This window comes from Streptomyces changchenzhani (assembly GCF_039766235.1).
Taxonomy (GTDB): Bacteria; Actinomycetota; Actinomycetes; order Streptomycetales; family Streptomycetaceae; genus Streptomyces.
This window is the reverse complement of sequence record NZ_JBDHNH010000002.1, coordinates 269,106-286,665: the sequence shown is the minus strand read 5'-3', so window position 1 is coordinate 286,665 and position 17,560 is coordinate 269,106. Positions and strand designations below refer to the sequence as shown.

17 protein-coding genes are annotated in these 17,560 nt (G+C 69.6%); 12 read left to right on the top strand and 5 right to left on the bottom strand.

Features of this window, described 5'->3' with window-relative positions; genetic code table 11:
• Positions 1-39 precede the first annotated feature (39 nt).
• Together ABCR94_RS09485 and ABCR94_RS09480 are read right to left on the bottom strand one after the other, a co-directional pair.
• The gene (locus ABCR94_RS09485; RefSeq protein ID WP_347118758.1) at positions 40-609 is read right to left on the bottom strand and encodes an NADPH-dependent FMN reductase; all 570 of its coding nucleotides are present in this window, start codon (positions 607-609) and stop codon (positions 40-42) included.
• Between the two features lie 49 nt (positions 610-658).
• Positions 659-1,282, bottom strand: a complete 624-nt coding sequence (locus tag ABCR94_RS09480; protein WP_347118757.1) for a hypothetical protein — start codon at positions 1,280-1,282, stop codon at positions 659-661.
• 260 nt (positions 1,283-1,542) lie between these two features.
• On the opposite strand from ABCR94_RS09480, the gene ABCR94_RS09475 reads away from it, so the two are divergent.
• Positions 1,543-2,199 (top strand): DsbA family oxidoreductase, encoded by a 657-nt coding sequence (locus tag ABCR94_RS09475; protein WP_347118756.1) that lies wholly within the window; start codon positions 1,543-1,545, stop codon positions 2,197-2,199.
• Positions 2,200-2,292: 93 nt separating this feature from the next.
• On the opposite strand, the gene ABCR94_RS09470 is transcribed toward ABCR94_RS09475, so the two are convergent.
• From ABCR94_RS09470 to ABCR94_RS09460, 3 genes are all read right to left on the bottom strand, one after another.
• Positions 2,293-3,219, bottom strand: coding sequence for an NADP-dependent oxidoreductase (locus ABCR94_RS09470; protein ID WP_347118755.1), 927 nt, complete (start codon positions 3,217-3,219; stop codon positions 2,293-2,295).
• A gap of 61 nt (positions 3,220-3,280) precedes the next feature.
• A complete protein-coding gene (locus ABCR94_RS09465; protein ID WP_347118754.1) occupies positions 3,281-4,459 on the bottom strand; it encodes a glycosyltransferase in 1,179 nt (392 codons plus the stop codon).
• Between the two features lie 73 nt (positions 4,460-4,532).
• The gene (locus ABCR94_RS09460) at positions 4,533-5,783 is read right to left on the bottom strand and encodes an MFS transporter (protein ID WP_347118753.1); all 1,251 of its coding nucleotides are present in this window, start codon (positions 5,781-5,783) and stop codon (positions 4,533-4,535) included.
• 284 nt (positions 5,784-6,067) lie between these two features.
• On the opposite strand from ABCR94_RS09460, the gene ABCR94_RS09455 reads away from it, so the two are divergent.
• The 11 genes from ABCR94_RS09455 (at position 6,068) to ABCR94_RS09405 (ending at position 17,556) form a co-directional block, all read left to right on the top strand.
• On the top strand, positions 6,068-6,805 hold the full coding sequence (locus tag ABCR94_RS09455; protein ID WP_347118752.1) for an SDR family NAD(P)-dependent oxidoreductase: 738 nt from the start codon (positions 6,068-6,070) through the stop codon (positions 6,803-6,805).
• A 100-nt stretch (positions 6,806-6,905) separates the two neighbouring features.
• Complete coding sequence (locus ABCR94_RS09450; protein ID WP_347118751.1) at positions 6,906-7,928, top strand: LLM class flavin-dependent oxidoreductase; 1,023 nt, start codon at positions 6,906-6,908, stop codon at positions 7,926-7,928.
• Positions 7,922-8,842, top strand: coding sequence for an MBL fold metallo-hydrolase (locus ABCR94_RS09445; protein ID WP_347118750.1), 921 nt, complete (start codon positions 7,922-7,924; stop codon positions 8,840-8,842). The genes ABCR94_RS09450 and ABCR94_RS09445 overlap by 7 nt, the downstream gene beginning before the upstream one ends.
• A 51-nt stretch (positions 8,843-8,893) precedes the next feature.
• The gene (locus ABCR94_RS09440) at positions 8,894-9,799 is read left to right on the top strand and encodes an AfsR/SARP family transcriptional regulator (RefSeq protein ID WP_347118749.1); all 906 of its coding nucleotides are present in this window, start codon (positions 8,894-8,896) and stop codon (positions 9,797-9,799) included.
• A gap of 123 nt (positions 9,800-9,922) precedes the next feature.
• A complete protein-coding gene (fabG, locus tag ABCR94_RS09435; protein ID WP_347118748.1) occupies positions 9,923-10,708 on the top strand; it encodes a 3-oxoacyl-ACP reductase FabG in 786 nt (261 codons plus the stop codon).
• A gap of 69 nt (positions 10,709-10,777) precedes the next feature.
• Positions 10,778-12,046 carry a beta-ketoacyl-[acyl-carrier-protein] synthase family protein gene (locus tag ABCR94_RS09430; RefSeq protein WP_347118747.1) on the top strand — a complete coding sequence of 423 codons (1,269 nt, stop codon included), beginning with the start codon at positions 10,778-10,780 and terminating at the stop codon, positions 12,044-12,046.
• Positions 12,043-13,266, top strand: a complete 1,224-nt coding sequence (locus ABCR94_RS09425) for a ketosynthase chain-length factor (RefSeq protein ID WP_347118746.1) — start codon at positions 12,043-12,045, stop codon at positions 13,264-13,266. The genes ABCR94_RS09430 and ABCR94_RS09425 overlap by 4 nt, the downstream gene beginning before the upstream one ends.
• Before the next feature lie 67 nt (positions 13,267-13,333).
• Positions 13,334-13,786: a nuclear transport factor 2 family protein gene (locus tag ABCR94_RS09420; protein WP_347118745.1), complete on the top strand. Its 453-nt coding sequence runs from the start codon at positions 13,334-13,336 to the stop codon at positions 13,784-13,786.
• Positions 13,787-13,887: 101 nt separating this feature from the next.
• A complete protein-coding gene (locus ABCR94_RS09415) occupies positions 13,888-15,042 on the top strand; it encodes a DegT/DnrJ/EryC1/StrS family aminotransferase (protein WP_347118744.1) in 1,155 nt (384 codons plus the stop codon).
• Between the two features lie 20 nt (positions 15,043-15,062).
• Complete coding sequence (locus ABCR94_RS09410) at positions 15,063-16,352, top strand: DUF6365 family protein (RefSeq protein ID WP_347118743.1); 1,290 nt, start codon at positions 15,063-15,065, stop codon at positions 16,350-16,352.
• Positions 16,353-16,392: 40 nt separating this feature from the next.
• The gene (locus ABCR94_RS09405) at positions 16,393-17,556 is read left to right on the top strand and encodes an acyl-CoA dehydrogenase family protein (protein ID WP_347118742.1); all 1,164 of its coding nucleotides are present in this window, start codon (positions 16,393-16,395) and stop codon (positions 17,554-17,556) included.
• Positions 17,557-17,560: the final 4 nt, after the last annotated feature.

Here is a 17,560-nt window from a genome sequence, read left to right as displayed (position 1 = left end):
TGTGGGGCTCCCGGGCGTCCGTTCCCGTCGCGGAGGCCGCTAGCGCGACTGTGCGACCGGGGTGGCCGCGGCAGCGGCGAGCGTCGCGTCGACCAGGCGCTCCAGATGTCCGACGACGCCGGGTTCGACGAACAGCCCGTCCGGGCCGCGCAATCGGGGCGCGTTGCCGATCGCGACCTCCTCGTGCTCGATCACCCGCGCACCACAGTTGGCGAGTATGAGGCGCAGGTGCGGTTGTACGTTCGCCCCGCCGGCCCGGCCGGGGGACGCGCTGGCGATCGCCGCGGGGATGCCGGTGAGGGGGCTGTTCCCACCTCCCAGTGACAACCAGTCCAGCGCGTTCTTCAGAACCCCGGGCGGGTACCCGTTGTAGGAGGGACTGCTGATGAACAGAGCGTCGGCGGTGGAGAACTGCTCCAGGGTGGACCACAGTCGGCTCATGCCGCCGACCCGCTCGGTGTCCTCGTCGAACAGGGGGAAATTCCGCAGGGGAACGCGAAACGTCGTATGTCCACCGCGCCGTTCGATGATCCGCTGAACCGTGGCGACCGCCGAGGAGTTCACCGACTCGCGCCGCAGACTTCCGGACATCAGTGCAATCCTGGCCATGTGCTCGACCTCCTGGGCGCGGGCGTGCCCCGACACGGGGACGAAGGGGTCAGGAGACGGTGGTCCGCGAGAGTACGACCGGGGTGGCCGGGTTCGGGTAGCACGGGAGCTCGCCTATCTCGAACGTCGTCGGGTCCTCGGCCATCCAGCGGAAACCCGGGTCCGTGGCGCTGGTGCCGGCCACCGAGGTGGTCAGCTCACCGCCGGCGGGGGCGCGCAGGTTCACCTTGAGCGTGGGCACATCGGCGTCCACCCCGGCGGTGAAGGGCCCGGTCGCGAAGACCGTGACCCGGCCCGGGGAGAAGGACACGGTCTGCTTGGAGGAGCCCAGGTTGGAGCCGCCGACCAGCTTGTGGCTGAGAACCTTGGCGCCGGCCGGGAGGTTGTAGACGAACTTCACGTCCCAGGCCTTGGTGTTGAACTCGGTACGCGGGTTGATGGGCTCCGGGTCGAACGCGACGGTGAACGTCTGCTGCGGTCGTACGGTCGCCGGAGCGCTCACGTCGAACTTGCGGCTGTATTCGAGCACGTAACTCCCGCCGCCGAACTCGACCGGGCACAGGTACGGCACGGTGGACGGGGCCGCGGACGCGCTGGCCGGAAATGCCATCGCGCTGGTGGCGGCGAGGGCAGTGACCGCCAGAGTGCGGGTCAGGGTGCTGTGGATACGCAACGAAATTCTCCCTTGCAAAAAAGAACGGTCGATCCCGGTGGGCGGGTCTAAGAGTCGGTTCACTCCGCACGAGGGGAGCCGAATTCGTCCCTCGTCCGGAATGCGCCACCAGTTTCAGCCGCCACGCTCTAAGCGCACTCAATTTTCGGTCCTTGTTGCCACCGGATGGAGAGTAATCCCCCCTACTCCCTTGACCTGAAGCACAGTTGAGGATGCAGAATTGAAGCTGTCATTCCGTTGCGAAGAAAGGGTGTCGCCCAGTGCTGACTGTGGAGATCTGGTCCGATGTGGTGTGTCCGTGGTGTTATCTCGGAAAGCGCCGGTGGGCGGCGGCGCTCGCGCGTTTCCCGCACGCGGAACACGTCAGGACCGTATGGCGGTCCTTCGAGCTGCGGGTGAACCAGCCGACCGTCCCGGGTGACTCCCTCAACGAGATGATGCTGCGCGACGGCCATGCGCAGGACGAACTCGACGGGATTTTCCAGGGGATCATCGACCTCGGCGAAAAGGAGGGCATCGCCCTGCGGCCGGGTGAGTACCGGCCCGTCAACTCCTTCGACGCGCACCGCCTTCTGCACGTGGCCGAGGGCCATGGCCTGATGGACGCTCTGATGGAGCGCGTGCTGCGGGCCTACCACTCCGAGCTGGCGAACATCGCCGACCCCGAGGTGCTTCGGGCGCTGGCTGCGGACTCGGGTCTGCCCGCGTCCGCCGTTTCCGAGGTCCTGTCCGGCGACGCCGGCGCCGCCGAGGTGCGCGCGGACGAGACACGGGCGGCCGCGATCAAGGTCACCTCGGTGCCGTCGTTCGTGATCGACGGACGCGAGACGATCCACGGGGCCGTGGAGTCCGAGGCGATGCTCGCCATGCTCACCGAGGAATGGGAGCGGCACACCGTCGCGGCGAGCCGGGCCTGACGACACGGGCCTGACGAACCGGGCCTGCAAGAACGATGCCTGTGTGGTGACGGAGACTCAGGTCTTCTCCGTCACCACACAGGCATCGTCGGTTCAGTCGGTGACGATGACGAGCTTTCCGCGGGTGTGCCGGGTCTCGACCTCACGGTGGGCATCGGCGGCAGCCGCGAGCGGGAAGGTGCGGGCGATCTCGATGTGCAGCTTGCCCTGGGTGTAGAGCTCGGACAGCTCCCTGAGGCGGGTGAGGGAGCGCTGGGTGAACACCCCGACGATGCCGAGCTCTTCGAGCCGCTCGAACCCCACCAGCGTGCCGATCCGGTCCCGGTTCTCCAGCAGCTCGACCGAGGCGTCCAGCGCCTCGCCGCCGGCACCGTCGAGAATGGCGGTGACCCCTTCCGGGGCCAGCGCGCGAACCCGCTCGACGAGGCCGTCGCCGTAGGCGACGGGGATGGCGCCCAGGGAGCGCAGGTAGTCGTGGTTGCGCGGGCTCGCGGTGCCGATGACGGTCGCACCGTAGGTCAGGGCGAGCTGTACGGCGACGGTGCCCACGCCGCCGGCCGCGGCGTGGATCAGCAGGGTGTCGCCCGAGCCGACCTTCAGTTTGTCCAACGCGGTGTGTGCGGTCTGCCCGGAGGCGGAGAAGACTCCCGCCACGTCCCAGGGCATGCCGGCGGGCTTCGTCACGATCTGGTCGGTGGGCACCACCAGGTACTCGGCGTGGCAGGACAGCAGGGCCCAGCCCAGCACCTCGCTGCCCACCTCGAAGTCCTCGACGCCCTCGCCGGTCTGGTCGACGACACCGGCGAACTCGTTACCGATCTTCTGGGGGAACGAGAGGGTCTGGCCCGGCGGCGTCCACCCGCCGCGCACCGAGCAGTCGGCGGTCTGGATGCCGGCGGCCTTGACCCGCACCCGGACCTGCCCCGGGCCGGCCGTCGGCGTTTCGACCTCCAGGAGTTCCACTACCTCGGGCCCGCCGAAGGAATTGATCGCTGCTGCCTTCATGGAAATGCCTTTCATACGTCGGTTCGTGGAATGCGGCGCTCACCGGCTCCGGGGGCGCGCCGCCAGTGTCACGAGCTCACCCCGGGGTGAGCTCGTGGCGTTTCGGGGCCGCCGGTTCGGCGCGGCCCTGCGCGGCCTGGGTCTCCAGCACGTGGACGACGTCCGCCGGGGTCGGCATCAGGGCCATCTCGTCGCGCAGGCTCCCGGCCCGCTCGCGGTAGGAGGGTGTGTCCAGGACTTCCCGTACCGCGTCGCTGATGTTCTCCGCGGTGTCGTCCCCGGGCCGGATCATCTTCGAGGCGCCGTACTCGGTGAGGCGGGTGGAGTAGTCCACCACATAGGGCAGGTACGGGATGAGCACCTGCGGCACACCGTGCGCCATGCTGCCCAGCACGGTGTTGCCGCCGGCGTGGTTGACCACCACGTCACAGGTCGGGGCGACCACGTCCAGCGGCAGCCAGCCGGCGCGGACGTTGTCCGGGAGCGGTCCCAGCTTTTCGGCCATGTCGTCGGGGGCTCCGACGAGCAGCTCGACATCCAGGTGCTGCACCTTCTCCACCAGGGCGGCGAGTACGTCGTAGTAGTAGTCCGGCGTGATGCGGCTGCCCGCGGTCACCATGACCCTGGGCCGACTGCCTTTGGTGTACATCCACGGCGCGAGCTTCTTCGGCGTCGTGTAGGGCACGTACCGCATCGGCTGGGCGACGGGCGCGTCCCACACGCGCAGGCTCGGCGGGCAGGTGTCCACGAACAGGTCGAAGCGCGGCATGTCGTACAGGCCGAGGCGCTCCAGGGAGAACCCCAGCTCGGCCGCGGCGGCCAGGTCGATGGTGCGGGGTTCGCCCATGTCCACGGCGTGCTTCACATACGGGACACCGGCGTACGCGGCGATCAGCGGGGCGGCGAAGGCGAGGGCGCCGCCCACGACGATGTCCGGCCGCCAGCGGTCGACTAGGGGAATGAGCCCCTCCAGGCAGTTGGCGGCGAAGCGGCCGAAGCACCGTCCGTTGAACAGAAAGCGCTCGTGGAGATCGGTCGGGATCGGGATGCGTACGCCGTCGTCGTCCAGCAGGGTGTCCATCATCGATGTCGGCGTCACGGGCACCGCGGGCAGTCCGGCATGGGTGATGGTTCCCATGACGTCTTCGGGACCGGCCACGAAGACCTCGTGACCGGCGTTACGGGCAGCCTGTGCCAGCGGAATGATCGAGAAGATCACTCCTGAGGTGCCGCCGGATACAAAGAGGATTCTCATGGTGAAGATCGTCCAAAGTCGGTCTCAACGTTGACTCAAGGCAGGATCGAGGGCCAGTTGGGACGGGTGGCGGTCAGGTCGCGGGGCCCTGGGAGCGCTCCTGTTCCTTGCGCTCCTCCTCGCCCGTCTCCCGGGGGGCCGGATCCGGCGGCGCGGTCGGGCCGAGCTTCACGAAGAACAGCACCAGCAGGACGAGTCCGCTGAGTGCCGCCGCGGTCAGGAACCCGGTCGTGAGCGAGGTGGCCTCGACCAGGGGGCCGATTACCACGGGCGCCGCGAACTGACCGCCGAAGTTGGCCGTGCCCGACAGCGCCAGCGCCTGCCCGCGCATCTCGGTGGGCGAGGTCTCGCCGGTGAGCATGGCGAGGGCCGGGACGGAGATCCCGCTGCCCGCGCCGAACAGTACGGCGGCGATGGCGAGTACCGCCGTCTGGTTCGCGAAAGCACCCACCAGGAAGGCCAGGCCCCACAGCACCAGCGCCGTCCGGATGAGCGGCAGGTAGCCGAGATGCGCCCGCATCCTGCCGTAGAAGAACCCGGAGACACTGCCGGCGAGCGAGATGCTCGAAATGATCGCGGCGATGGTGAAGGGGGCGTCGACACCCAGCTGGTCGAACCGCTGCGGCAGGAAGACGATCAGTACGTACAGCAGGAACGACGCGATGACGGACAGGCCGTACAGGCCAAGCAGTTGGGGCGTCGAGCGCAGCAGTGTGATCATGCCTCCGCCCTTGACCCGGCCGGCCGCGGGGAGGTTCGGCATGGCGATCAGCATGGCGACGGCGGTGGGGATACCGATCAGGTAGATGGCGAACGGGCCGTGCCAGGAGAGGATCGCGAGCCCGCCGGCGATCAGCGGCCAGATCACCCCGCCCAGGCCGATGGCGGTGGAGCGCCATCCCGCCACCTTGTCGCGCTCCGCGCCCTGGAAGAGCGCCATCAGCGCCACCGTCGTGCCGGTGAACACCGCGGCGGCGCCGATGCCGAAGAGGAAGCGGCTGGCGATGAGCGTCACGTACGAATCGGTGAACAGCCCCGCACCGCCCGCGAGTCCGTACAGCATGAGCCCGGCCACCATGGGCGTACGCAGCCCCCACTTGTCGATGGTCCAGCCGACCAGCGGGCTGACGATCGCGAGGGACAGGCCGTGGGCCGTGAGGATCAGCCCGGCGGCGGTACCACTGACATTCAGGTCGTCGCGGATCGTGGCCACGACCGGCGTGAGCACGGTCCCCGCCATCACGGTGAGGGTAGAGGCGAGCAGCAGCGCGGCCATCGTCATCCGACGACGGCCACCACTGGGGAACGGTGTCGGCGTGGTCAACGCGACCTCCAGGGGGATGAGGTGTACGGCAGGAGAGCGGGCCCCCTGTCTTGATCGTCGCGGCCGTCACTCAAGAACGACTCAACGTCCCCTCAAGGCTGCCCTCCCGCGCGCCCCGCCGACAGCGCTTCAGGGTCATGACTCTGCGAAGTTCTGTGAGGCCCAGGACCCGTGCGACAAATCCGCGTCAACTCTGGTTGTGGTGCATCGGTAAATGACTTCCGATGAGCACCGAGCCGAGATCGAAAGTCGCCGCGCATGCCTATATCGAGGGGTCTTCATTCATGACGGAACAACGGGTCGCACTGGTTACGGGTTCTTCCTCCGGGATCGGCGCAGCCATCGCGTCCCGTCTGAGCGCCGAGGGCATGCGCGTGGTCCTCAACTCGGCACGCTCCGCCGAGCAGGGACGCGAACTCGCCGACAGCCTCGCGGACGCCCACTATGTGCAGGCCGACATTTCCGATGTGGATCAGGCGAACCGTCTGGTCGAAGCGGCGGTCGAGCGGTACGGCAGGCTCGACGTCCTGGTCAATTGCGCCGGCACCACCAAGGTCATCCCGCACAGTGATATCGCGGCGGTGACCCCGGAAGTGTGGCAGAGGATCCTCGGGGTCAACGTCATCGGGACCTGGCAGATGAGCGCGGCGGCCGCACCGCACCTGGCGAAGTCCGGTGCGGGGAACATCGTCAACATCTCGTCCGTGGCGGGCAGTCGTCCGGTCGGCAGTTCGATCCCCTACGCGGTCAGCAAGGCCGCCATCGACCACATGACGCGGCTGCTGGCGAACGCGCTGGGACCGGACATCAGGGTCAACTCCGTCGCGCCCGCGCTGACCGAGACCCCGTGGACGCGGGACGACCCGTTCTTCCGCGCCGTCGCGGACAAGGTGCGGCAGGGCACGCCGCTGCGCCGGGTGGGAACCGACACCGATGTCGCCGAGGCCGTGCTGGCCGTCCTGCGCATGGACCACATGACCGGTGCGGTTCTCCCCGTCGACGGTGGCGCCCGGCTCGTCTGAACCGGCTCGCCCCCCGGCTCGCCCGACCCGGCTGGTTCCTCCCGACCTGGCTCGTTCGACCCGACTCGTTCGACCCGACTCGTCAAGAAGGAAAGGCAGCATGAAACTCGCAGTCAATCTTCTCGCGCGTGACGCCGTTGTGCTGGCCGAGGCCGCCGAGGCGCTGGATTACGACCTGGTCCTTGCTCCCGAGGGCTACCGCAACGACGCGGTGAGCGTGCTGGGTCTGGTGGCGGGACGCACCCGGCGCATCGGCCTGGGCTCCGCCGTGATGCAGATCCCGGCCCGCCCGCCGGCCACCGCGGCGCTGACCGCGGCCACCCTCGACTCCCTGTCGCAGGGGCGCTTCAGGCTCGGACTCGGGCTGTCCAACCCGGATGTCTCCGAGGGGTGGTACGGCGTGCCGTTCGCCCGGCCGCTCGGCCGGACCCGTGAGTACGTCGAGATCGTCAGGGCGGCGCTGCGCGGCGGGCCGGTGACGTACCAGGGTGAGCACTTCGCCCTTCCGCCGGCCAACCGGTCGGCCGCGCCGCTCCACCTCTACGCCGAGGGCTACCGGAGCGATCTGCCGATCTACCTCGGGGCCGTCGGACCGCGCAATCTGCGGCTGGCCGGAGAGATCGCGGACGGCTGGCTCGGCGTGTTCACCTCCCCCGACGGGGTGCGTGACGCCGTGGCGGAGATCGGACGCGGGCGGGCCGAGCGAGGACTGGGACTCGAAGGCTTCGAGGTGATTCCCAGCCTGCCGACGGCCGTGTCCGACGACGTGATCGAGGCTGCCGCCCAACTGCGGCGCCAGTACTGCTACTTGATGGGTATCGGAGACTCCGACACCAACTTCTACTGCGAGTTGGCCCGCCGCTTCGGATACGGCGACGCCGTCGAGCGGATGATCGCCCACCTGGGCAAGGACGACCGCGCCGCGGCCGAGGCCGCCGTTCCGGCCGAGTTCATCGACATGACCGGGCTCATCGGCTCGCAGGAGCGCATCGCCGGGCGGATGAAGGAGTACGCGGCTGCCGGGGTGACGACGCTGAGCATCATGGTCTCGGCCACCGCCACCACGACCGAGGGGCGGTTGCGGGTCCTGGAGACCTGCGCGAAGGCGGCGCAGTCGTGGTGAAGCCATCGCCCACGGCGCCGCCGTACCTGCGCGAAGTCGCGGACGGGGTCCATGCCTATCTTCAGCCGGACGGTGGCTGGTGCCTGAACAACGCCGGGTATCTCGTCTCGGACGGGCAGTCCGTCCTGATCGACACCGCCGCCACCGAAGCGCGGGCCCTGGCGCTGAAGCAGGCCATCGCGCCCCTTTCCGCGCAGCCGCCGCGCTTCGTCGTCAACACCCACTCGCACGGCGACCACACCTTCGGGAACTTCGTCTTCGCCGACCATGCGGTGGTCGTCGCGCACGAGCGGACCCGCAGCGAGATGGAGTCGCTCGGACTCCACCTGACCACACTGTGGCCCAACGTCTGCTGGGGCGAGCTGTCCGTCGAACTGCCCACGCTGACCTACCGCGACCGCGCCTCGCTGCACATCGGTGACACCTCCGCCGAGCTGATCCCGCTGGGCCCGGCGCACACCTTCGTCGACACCGTCGTCTGGCTTCCCGAGCAGCGGGTGCTGTTCGCCGGGGACCTGTTGATGTCCGGGGCGACTCCGTTCTGCCTCATGGGGTCCATCAGCGGCTCCCTGGAAGCGGTCGGACAGCTGCGGGCGCTCGACCCGGAAACCATCGTGGCGGGTCACGGCCCGCTGGCCGGACCGGAGTTGCTGGACACCGCGGAGCGCTACTTCCGGTGGCTGCAGAGCCTCGCGGCGGAGGGCGCCGCGGCGGGACTCACCCCGTTGCAGACGGCGCGCGAAGCCGATTTGGGCGAATGGGCGGAACTGCTCGACTCGGAAAGGCTCGTACCCAATCTGCACCGGGCGTACGCGGAGGCGCAGGGCGCCTTTCCTGGTCAGCAGTTGGACATCGAAAAGATGTTTTCCGACATGGTCGCGTATCACGGAAGGGTTCCTGAGTGCCACGCCTGAGATACCCGTCCGGGGTCTGAAGGGCAATCGCGGAATGAGGGGGAAGTTGTCATGCGGTTCAATCTGATTGGCTCATTCGAGATTGTCGACGACCACGGGGCAATTCATTCGCCAGGCACGCCGAAGGTATGCCAGACGCTGGCGGTCCTGCTGACCCGTCCCGGAAAGATCGCCGGCTTCGACACCCTCATTCAGGAATTGTGGGGGGACAGACCGCCGCGCACCGCCGCCACCGCCCTGCAGACGTATATCTACTACGCCCGGAAAATGCTGGTGGAAAAGGGGCTCGCCACGGCCGACCGATCGCCCCTGACGACTCACCCGCAGGGCTACATGTTCGAGGTGGACGAGGACCGTATCGATGTCAAGGTCTTCGAGCGCCTGGTGGCCCAGGGGCGGTCGGAGCTCGACCGCGGCAACGCCGAGGAGGCCATCGGCCTCCTGTGCTCGGCACTGGACCTGTGGCGCGGCCCCGCGCTGGCCAGCATCCGGGCGGGCCGGGTCCTCAGGGGACGCATCACCCACCTGGAAGAGCTGCGTATCCGGGCGCACGAGCTGCGCATCGAGGCGCTGATCCATCTCGGCCGGCACCGCGAGGCGATCCCGGAGCTGGGCGAACTGGTCACGCTGCACCCGTTGAACGAGTGGTTCCACGGCCATCTCATCGACGCCCTCTACCAGGCCGGACGCCGCGCCGAAGCTCTCCAGGCCTACCAGGGGCTGCGCCGGATCCTCCGGGAGGAGCTCGGCGTCGACCCGTCGTCGGAGGTCCAGGACCTCTACCAGCGGCTGCTCAATACGGACCCGCCCCGTGTGCTCACCGACCACATGCGGGTACCGCGCGCGGCAGTTCCCCCCGGCACCAAGGCCGTCTGCCGCCCGCCGTCCCCGGCCGGAGTCGCTCCCCCCGCCCGGCGCAGGCCGGTGAAAGTGCCCAACGCCGCCGCGGCGTACTGACGTGCCGTCACCGCGCTGACCGTCAGCAGGACTTGACCAGAGGTTGAGCCGTCGACGCGACGCTTGTCGAAGACCGGTTCACGGACCGGCTCCCACCGAACCCGTACGCATGGAGGAAGAACAATGGGCATACACGAGGGCCGGGTCGCGCTGGTCACCGGTGCGACGAGCGGCATCGGGCTGGCCGTCGCCACCCACCTGGCCCAGGGGGGAGCGCGTGTCTATCTGTGCGGCCGCGACGCGTCCCGGCTCGCCGAGACCGTGAAGCAGCTTCAGGACCAGGGCTTCGAGGCGGACGGCACCACGTGCGACGTCACCGAGCGGGCGGACATCGAGCGTTTTGTCAGCTCCGCGGTGGAGCGGTTCGGGACGGTCGACATCCTGGTTAACAACGCCGGACGCAGCGGCGGCGGCGACATCGCGGAGATGTCCGACGAGCTGTGGTTCGACGTGATCAACACCAACCTCAACAGCGTCTTCCGGATGACGCGCGAGGTGCTTTCCGCGGGCGGCATGCGCGGCAAGACCTGGGGCCGCATCATCAACATCGCCTCCACGGCCGGCAAGCAGGGCGCGGTCACCGCGGCCCCGTACTCCGCCTCCAAGCACGGGGTCGTCGGTTTCACCAAGGCCCTCGGGCTCGACCTGGCCAAGACCGGGATCACTGTCAACGCCGTCTGCCCCGGCTTCGTGGAAACGCCCATGGCCGAACGTGTGCGCAAGCACTACGCCGAGATCTGGGACGTCACCGAGGAGGAGGCCGGTGACCGGGTCACGACCCGGGTGCCGATCGGCCGCTACGTCGACGTCGACGAGGTGGCCGCGATGGTCGACTACCTGACCGGCGACGCGGCTGGATCCGTCACGGCGCAGGCGCTCAACGTCTGCGGAGGCCTGGGCAATTACTGACATGGCGCGGCAGGGCGGTCCACCGACGGCAACGGGATCGCACGACTACGACGATGTGAGGAGCCGGCCATGAGCAGGCGAGTGGTGATTACGGGCATCGGGGTGCGCACCCCGGGAGGGTCGGGTCAGAAGGAGTTCTGGGACCTGCTTACCGCGGGGCGCACCGCCACCAGGGGCATTACCTTCTTCCACCCGTCGACCTTCAGGTCGCGGGTGGCCGCCGAGGCCGACTTCAACGCGGCCGACGAGGGACTCACCCCGCGGGAGATCCGGCGGATGGACCGGGCGACCCAGTTCGCGGTCGCCTGCACCCGCGAGGCGGTGGTGGACAGCGGACTGGCGTTCGGCGGTGTGGACCCGCACCGGATCGGGGTGAGCCTGGGCAGCGCCGTCGCGTCCGCGACCAGCCTGGAGAACGAATACCTCGTGGCGTCGGACCGTGGCCGCGAGTGGCTGGTCGACCCCGACTACCTGTCGCCGCACATGTTCGACTACCTGAGTCCGGGCGCCATGCCCGCCGAGGTCGCCTGGGCGGCCGGGGCGGAGGGGCCGGTGACGATGGTGTCCGACGGTTGTACGTCCGGCCTCGACGCCGTCGGCTACGCCGCGCAGCTCATCCGTGAGGGCAGCGCGGACGTCATGATCACCGGCGCGGCCGACACCCCCATCTCCCCGATCGTCCTCGCCTGCTTCGACGCCATCAAGGCGACGACCAGACGTAACGACGACCCCGAGCACGCCTCCAGGCCGTTCGACGCCAGCCGCGACGGCTTTGTGCTCGCCGAGGGCGCCGCCATGTTCGTCATGGAGGAGTACGAGTCGGCACGCCGCCGCAACGCGCAGATCTACGCCGAGATCACCGGCTATGCCACCCGTTGCAACGCGCACCACATGACCGGGCTGAAGAAGGACGGACGAGAGATGGCGGAGGCGATCAGGTCGGCCCTCGACGAGTCCCGGATCGACCCCACCGTCGTGGACTACGTCAATGCCCACGGGTCGGGGACCGTCCAGAACGACCGCCACGAGACAGCGGCGTTCAAGCGCAGCCTCAAGGAGCACGCGTACGCCGTACCCGTGAGCTCCATCAAGTCGATGGTCGGGCACTCGCTCGGTGCCATCGGCTCCATCGAGATCGCCGCCAGCGCACTCGCCATCAAGTACAACGTCGTACCCCCTACGGCCAACCTGCACCAGGCCGACCCCGAATGCGACCTCGACTACGTCCCGTTGATCGCGCGTGAGCAACGTGTGGACACCGTGCTGACGGTCGGCAGCGGCTTCGGCGGATTCCAGAGCGCGATGGTGCTGCGCGCCCCGCAGGGAGGGAACCGATGACCCGCACCACAGTGATCACCGGCCTGGGTGTCGCCGCCCCCAACGGCCTGGGAAGCGACGTCTACTGGAAGTCCGTCCTCGCCGGATTGAACGGCATCGGCCCGGTCACCCGCTTCGACGCCTCCCGCTACGCCTCCCGGCTCGTCGGGCAGATCGACGACTTCGAGGCCGCCGATCACCTTCCGAGCAGGCTGCTGCCGCAGACCGACCGGTCCACGCAGCTGTCCTTCGCGGCGGCCGACTGGGCACTGGACGACGCGGCCGTGGCCGTGGGCGACCTGGCCGACTACGACATGGGCGTGGTCACCTCCAACGCACTGGGCGGCTTCGACTTCACCCACCGCGAGTTCCGGAAACTGTGGACCCAGGGACCCGAGTACGTCAGCGTCTACGAGTCCTTCGCCTGGTTCTACGCCGTCAACACCGGCCAGATCTCCATCCGCCACAAGCTGCGCGGACCGAGCGCCGCCCTGGTCGGCGAACAGGCCGGCGGTCTCGACGCCCTGGGCCACGCCCGGCGCACCATCCGCGGCGGCACCCGGCTCGTCGTCGCCGGCGGCCTGGACTCCGCCCTGGACCCGTGGGGTTACGCCTCCCAGCTCTCCGGAGGCCTGGTCACCACCGCCACCGACCCGGAGCGTGGATATCTGCCGTTCGACACCCACGCCTCGGGCTACGTCCCCGGCGAGGGCGGTGCGCTGCTCGTCCTGGAGGACGAGGAGAGCGCACGCCGCCGGGGAGCCGAGCAGATCTACGGTGAGCTGGCCGGATACGCCGCCACCTTCGACCCGGCGCCCGGCTCCGGGCGCCCACCCGCGCTGCGCAGAGCCGCCGAGACCGCGATCACCGACGCGGGTCTCACCCCCCGGGACATCGACGTGGTCTTCGCCGACGGGGCGGGCGTGCCGCACCTGGACGTGGAAGAGGCGCGGGCCATCAGCGAGCTGTTCGGCGCCGGGGCCGTTCCGGTCACCGTGCCCAAGGCGCTCACGGGACGGCTGTACGCGGGTGGCGGTCCACTGGACGTGGCCACCGCCGTGCTGTCGATCCGCGACGGGGTGATCCCGCCGACCCACGCGGTGTCGGAGGTGCCGGACTCGTACGGCATCGACGTGGTCCGCGGTGAAGCACGCGACTGCCCCGTACGGCACGCGCTGGTTCTCGCACGCGGACGCAAGGGCTTCAACTCGGCCGTTGTCGTCAAGGCCCCCAACCGCTGAGACCTGCCGCACCTGTCCCGTACCTGTCCCGCACCTTTCCCGTACCACGGACTCCGGAGACCCGCCGATGACCACCACAGCCACCACAGCCACCACCGCCCCTCCCGCATCCACGGACCTGCTCGTCCGGGCCCAGCACTTCTACGCCCACCAGATGCAGCACCTAGACGCGGGCCGCTTCGAGGAGTACGCGGCGACCTTCACCGAGGACGGCGAGTTCCAGCACTCCCCGGGCGTCGACCCGGCGCGCACCCGGCCCGGCATCGTCCGCGAACTCGTCGACTTCCACCGGCGGTTCGACGGCGACCCCGTTCAGCGCCGGCACTGGTTCAACCACATGGCCCTGGAGCACCAGGAGGACGGGACGGTCCGATCGACCGTCTACGCACTCGTGGTGACGGTGCGTCCGGGCGGCAAGCCGGACGTCGCCCCCAGCTGCCTGGTGCACGACACCCTGGTCGACGGCCCGGAGGGCATTCGGCTGAAGTCCCGTCGCATCACCCACGACCAGCAGTTCTGAGCAGTCGGGAGCCCTTTTCCACCCCCGGTTCGCCCCTGCCTTTCCGAAGCCCGACGGTGTCGCGGCGACCGGCCCGGCCCCGCCCAGCCGAAAGGAACCAAATGATCAGCCTTTTCCAGCCCCAGGTAGGTGAAGAGGAACTCGCCGCCGTGGCCGAGGTGTTCGACAGCAAGTGGCTGGGGCACGGGCCGCGGACCAAGGCCTTCGAGTCGGAGTTCGCCGCGCACCTCGGTGTGCCCGCCGACCACGTCGTGTTCCTCAACTCCGGTACCTCGGGGCTCTTCCTGGCCGTCGAGGCGCTCGGCCTCGGCCCCGGTGACGACGTCGTCCTGCCGTCCATGAGCTTCCTCGCCGCCGCCAACGCGGTCATGGCATCGGGCGCACGCCCGGTGTTCTGCGACGTCGACGACCATACGATGAACCCGAGTTGGCACGACATCGAGGCGGCGCTGACTCCAAGCACCAAGGCCGTGCTGCTGCTCCACTACGCCGGCTACCCCGGCGACATCCTGGAGATCGCGGAACGCTGCCGGGAACGCGGCCTCATCCTGATCGAGGACGCGGCCTGCGCCCTGGGGTCGGCCGTGGACGGCCGCCCGCTCGGCAGCCTCGGCGATCTGGCGATGTGGAGCCTGGACGCCGCGAAGATCCTCACCACCGGAGACGGCGGACTCCTCTACGTACGCGACGCCGAACTCGTCGTACGCGCCCGGCGACTGGCCTACCACGGGCTGGTCCACCCGTCGGGGGCCGGCTACGCGCGGGTCTCCCATCGCTGGTGGGAACTGGAGGTCCCCGAGGTCGGCCGCAGGCTGATCGGCAATGACCTCACCGCCGCGATCGGCAGTGTCCAACTGCGCCGACTGCCCGGGTTCATCTCCCGGCGCCGGGAGATCGTGGAGCTCTACCAGCGCGAACTGGGCAGCGCCCAGGGGCTGCGCCTGCCGCCGCCGCTGAGCCCCGGACACGAGGCCTCGCACTACTTCTACTGGGTGCAGACGGACCCCGCGATCCGCGACGAGGCGGCGTCGGACCTGCTCGAAGCCGGCATCTACACCACCTTCCGCTACGCACCGCTGCACAAAGTGCCCACCTACAAGTCGACCGGCCGTGTGCTGCCCGGTACCGAGCTGGCGTCGGGCCGGACGCTGTGCCTGCCCATCCACCCGGGCCTGAGCGACGACGACGTACGCACGGTCGCGCGTGCCCTGCGCGAATCCGTGGAGGCGCGCACCCGGCTTCTGCTGCCCATCTGACGACCGACCGGAGACACACCATGCGACTGCTCTTCATGTCTTCGCTGGCGCTGACCCTGCACGAGACGACGATGGGGCTCGACCTCGCCGGTCAGCTGGCGGCCGCCGGGGTGAAGAGCCACTTCGTGATCGACGCCTACAACGAGGAGCAACTGCGCGCCACCGGCCACTCGTACACCACCGTCACTTCCGCGCTGGGAGCCGGTGTCCGCGAGGTGGTGGCCGGAGCGGTGCGGGACTTCAGGCCCGACGCGATCGTGCTGTGCGACTACACGGCCCACTGGATGACCCACGTCATCAGCTACGACACCGACCCCTGGTATGTGCAGGACTTCGGCCTGCCGGTCATCCCCATCGATCTGTACGACCTGACGTCCACCAGCCGTGAGGTGGAGATCATGGGGAAGACCATGGAGGTCAGCGACCGCATCCTGGACATGCCCGCCCATCTGTGGCCGGTGCCCGGGGTTCGCCCGCACGCCGATCCGGACGGCCCGGCCCTGGCCTACCGGGCCGACCCCACCGTCCGGCCGCTCTCGGCAGCGGCCCGTCGGGAAGTGCGCGGTTCGCTGGGCATCGCAGACGCGGACCGGTTGCTGGCGATCCCCACGCTGCCGTGGCAGCACCTGATGCAGACACGCGCTGGTCCTGCCACCCGTGAGCTGGCCGCGCGCGTTCCCCAACTCGTCGCCCATTACCTGGAGATGCTGCCCGCACGTACCCATTTCCTCTTCATCGGACCCGCCTTCGAAGGGTTCGGCGGACTGCCCGCCGACCGGGTCAGGCGGCAGCCGGCGCCCTCCGCGCGGCGCTACACCGAGCTCATCGCGGCCTCGGACGGCGTGTTCTCCATGTTCTTGCCGTCCTTCGCACTGGAGCGGGCGATTCTCGCCGACGTACCCGGGCTGTTCACCACCAACAGCTTCGAGGTGGACGGCCGCGCCGGCGCGGCCGGCGGCCGGGCCGGAATCGAACGGTTGGAGGCGGCGTTCGGCGGCCTGTCGCCGACGGTACGGACCTGGCTGTCCGACTTCCCCGGTGCGATAAGCCCGTTCCACATGTGGCCGCTGCGCTGGAACAGCATCGTCGGGCCGCTGCTGGAGGACAACCCCTTCGTGGACACGGCCGTACGGGCCGAGCTGCTGGACGAGGAGTCCGTGGCGGCGGGGCTGGAAGCCATGTTGTACGACCCCACGGTCCGCCAGGGGCTGGCCGAAGGCAGGGCTCGCTACCGGGACGCCATGGACCGGCTTCCCGAAACGGCGGACGTCTTCATGACGGCCGCCCGACGGGTCGGACTGCAGGGCTGACAGCGCACGTTCGTCCCGGACCGAACCGTAGGAGAACGCCATGAGCAACGAAACAGCCGCACCGCGCCCCCTGGCCGAGGCCGCCCGGACAATCGCCCCCCTGGCAGCGGAACACGCCGCCGGCGCGGACACCGGCCGCCGGCTCCACCCCTTGGTGGCCGAGGCGATCGTCGATGCCGGCTTCGCCCACCATTTCGCTCCGGCCGGCCTGGCGGGAACTCCCGGCACGTTCACCGAACTGCTGGCCGCCGCCGACGAACTGGGCCGGGGCTGCGCCGCCGCGGCGTGGGTCGCCTCGGTGACCGCGAGTGCCGGGCGCCTGACCGCGTTCCTGCCGAGATCCGGGCAGGAGGAGGTGTGGCAGAAGGGCCGCGAAACCGTGGTGGCCGCCGGCCTGATGCCCGCAGGGACCGCCACGCCGGTACTCGGCGGCTGGCGGGTGACGGGTGGCTGGCCCTATGTCAGCGGCATCGAATTCTCGCACTGGGTCCTGGTGGCGGCCCGTACCGCGACCGCGGCGAAGCCGGAGGTACGGGTGTTCGCCGTGCCCCGCACCGATGTCGCCGTCGAGGACACCTGGTTCACCCTGGGGATGCGTGGCACCGGCAGCAATACGGTACGGCTGGATGACGTCATGGTCCCCGCGGAGCGTTCCGTCCCGCTCGGCACGGTGGTCGCCGGAGCGGCGCCCGCCCCGGCGGCGCCCTGTCACGGGGTGCCGCTGAAGGCGGTCAACGGTCTGACCCTCACCGCCCCGCTCCTGGGTGTCGCCCGGGGGGCGGTGCGCCGCTGGTCGGAGCTGGTCGGGGCGAAACTCGACGCGGGGTCGGCCTCGGTCTCGGGCGCCACCGACCGGGGCACGTACGAGCAGGTCCTGGCCCGGTCCGACGGCGAGATCGACGCCGCCGGCCTGCTGCTGGCCCGGGTGGCCCAGATGGCCGACAGCGGCGCCGTGTCCGAACGGGACACGGCGCGCAACGTCCGCGACTGCGCCCTGGCCGCGGAACTCGTCACCACGGCGGTGGACCGCCTGTTGCGCAGCGCGGGCACCCAGGGCCACGCGGAGAGCGAGGAACTGCAGCGCCGTTGGCGCGATGTCACCTGCGGCGCGGGCCACAACGCCCTCCAGTTCTCCCCTGCCGCACAACTGCACGCCCGCGCCCTCCTGGCCGGCCCGCAGGATCTGCCGGTGGCAACGGCGTAGAGCT

Bases quoted from the DNA above. Each gene is read 5' to 3' on its own strand.
- ABCR94_RS09405 (WP_347118742.1), top strand. From the start codon at position 16,393: ATGAGCAACGAAACAGCCGCACCGCGCCCCCTGGCCGAGGCCGCCCGG.
- ABCR94_RS09420 (WP_347118745.1), top strand. From the start codon at position 13,334: ATGACCACCACAGCCACCACAGCCACCACCGCCCCTCCCGCATCCACG.
- ABCR94_RS09425 (WP_347118746.1), top strand. From the start codon at position 12,043: ATGACCCGCACCACAGTGATCACCGGCCTGGGTGTCGCCGCCCCCAAC.
- ABCR94_RS09465 (WP_347118754.1), bottom strand. From the start codon at position 4,459: ATGAGAATCCTCTTTGTATCCGGCGGCACCTCAGGAGTGATCTTCTCG.
- ABCR94_RS09470 (WP_347118755.1), bottom strand. From the start codon at position 3,219: ATGAAAGGCATTTCCATGAAGGCAGCAGCGATCAATTCCTTCGGCGGG.
- ABCR94_RS09410 (WP_347118743.1), top strand. From the start codon at position 15,063: ATGCGACTGCTCTTCATGTCTTCGCTGGCGCTGACCCTGCACGAGACG.
- ABCR94_RS09450 (WP_347118751.1), top strand. From the start codon at position 6,906: ATGAAACTCGCAGTCAATCTTCTCGCGCGTGACGCCGTTGTGCTGGCC.
- ABCR94_RS09485 (WP_347118758.1), bottom strand. From the start codon at position 609: ATGGCCAGGATTGCACTGATGTCCGGAAGTCTGCGGCGCGAGTCGGTG.
- ABCR94_RS09415 (WP_347118744.1), top strand. From the start codon at position 13,888: ATGATCAGCCTTTTCCAGCCCCAGGTAGGTGAAGAGGAACTCGCCGCC.
- ABCR94_RS09455 (WP_347118752.1), top strand. From the start codon at position 6,068: ATGACGGAACAACGGGTCGCACTGGTTACGGGTTCTTCCTCCGGGATC.
- ABCR94_RS09440 (WP_347118749.1), top strand. From the start codon at position 8,894: ATGCGGTTCAATCTGATTGGCTCATTCGAGATTGTCGACGACCACGGG.
- ABCR94_RS09430 (WP_347118747.1), top strand. From the start codon at position 10,778: ATGAGCAGGCGAGTGGTGATTACGGGCATCGGGGTGCGCACCCCGGGA.
- fabG (WP_347118748.1), top strand. From the start codon at position 9,923: ATGGGCATACACGAGGGCCGGGTCGCGCTGGTCACCGGTGCGACGAGC.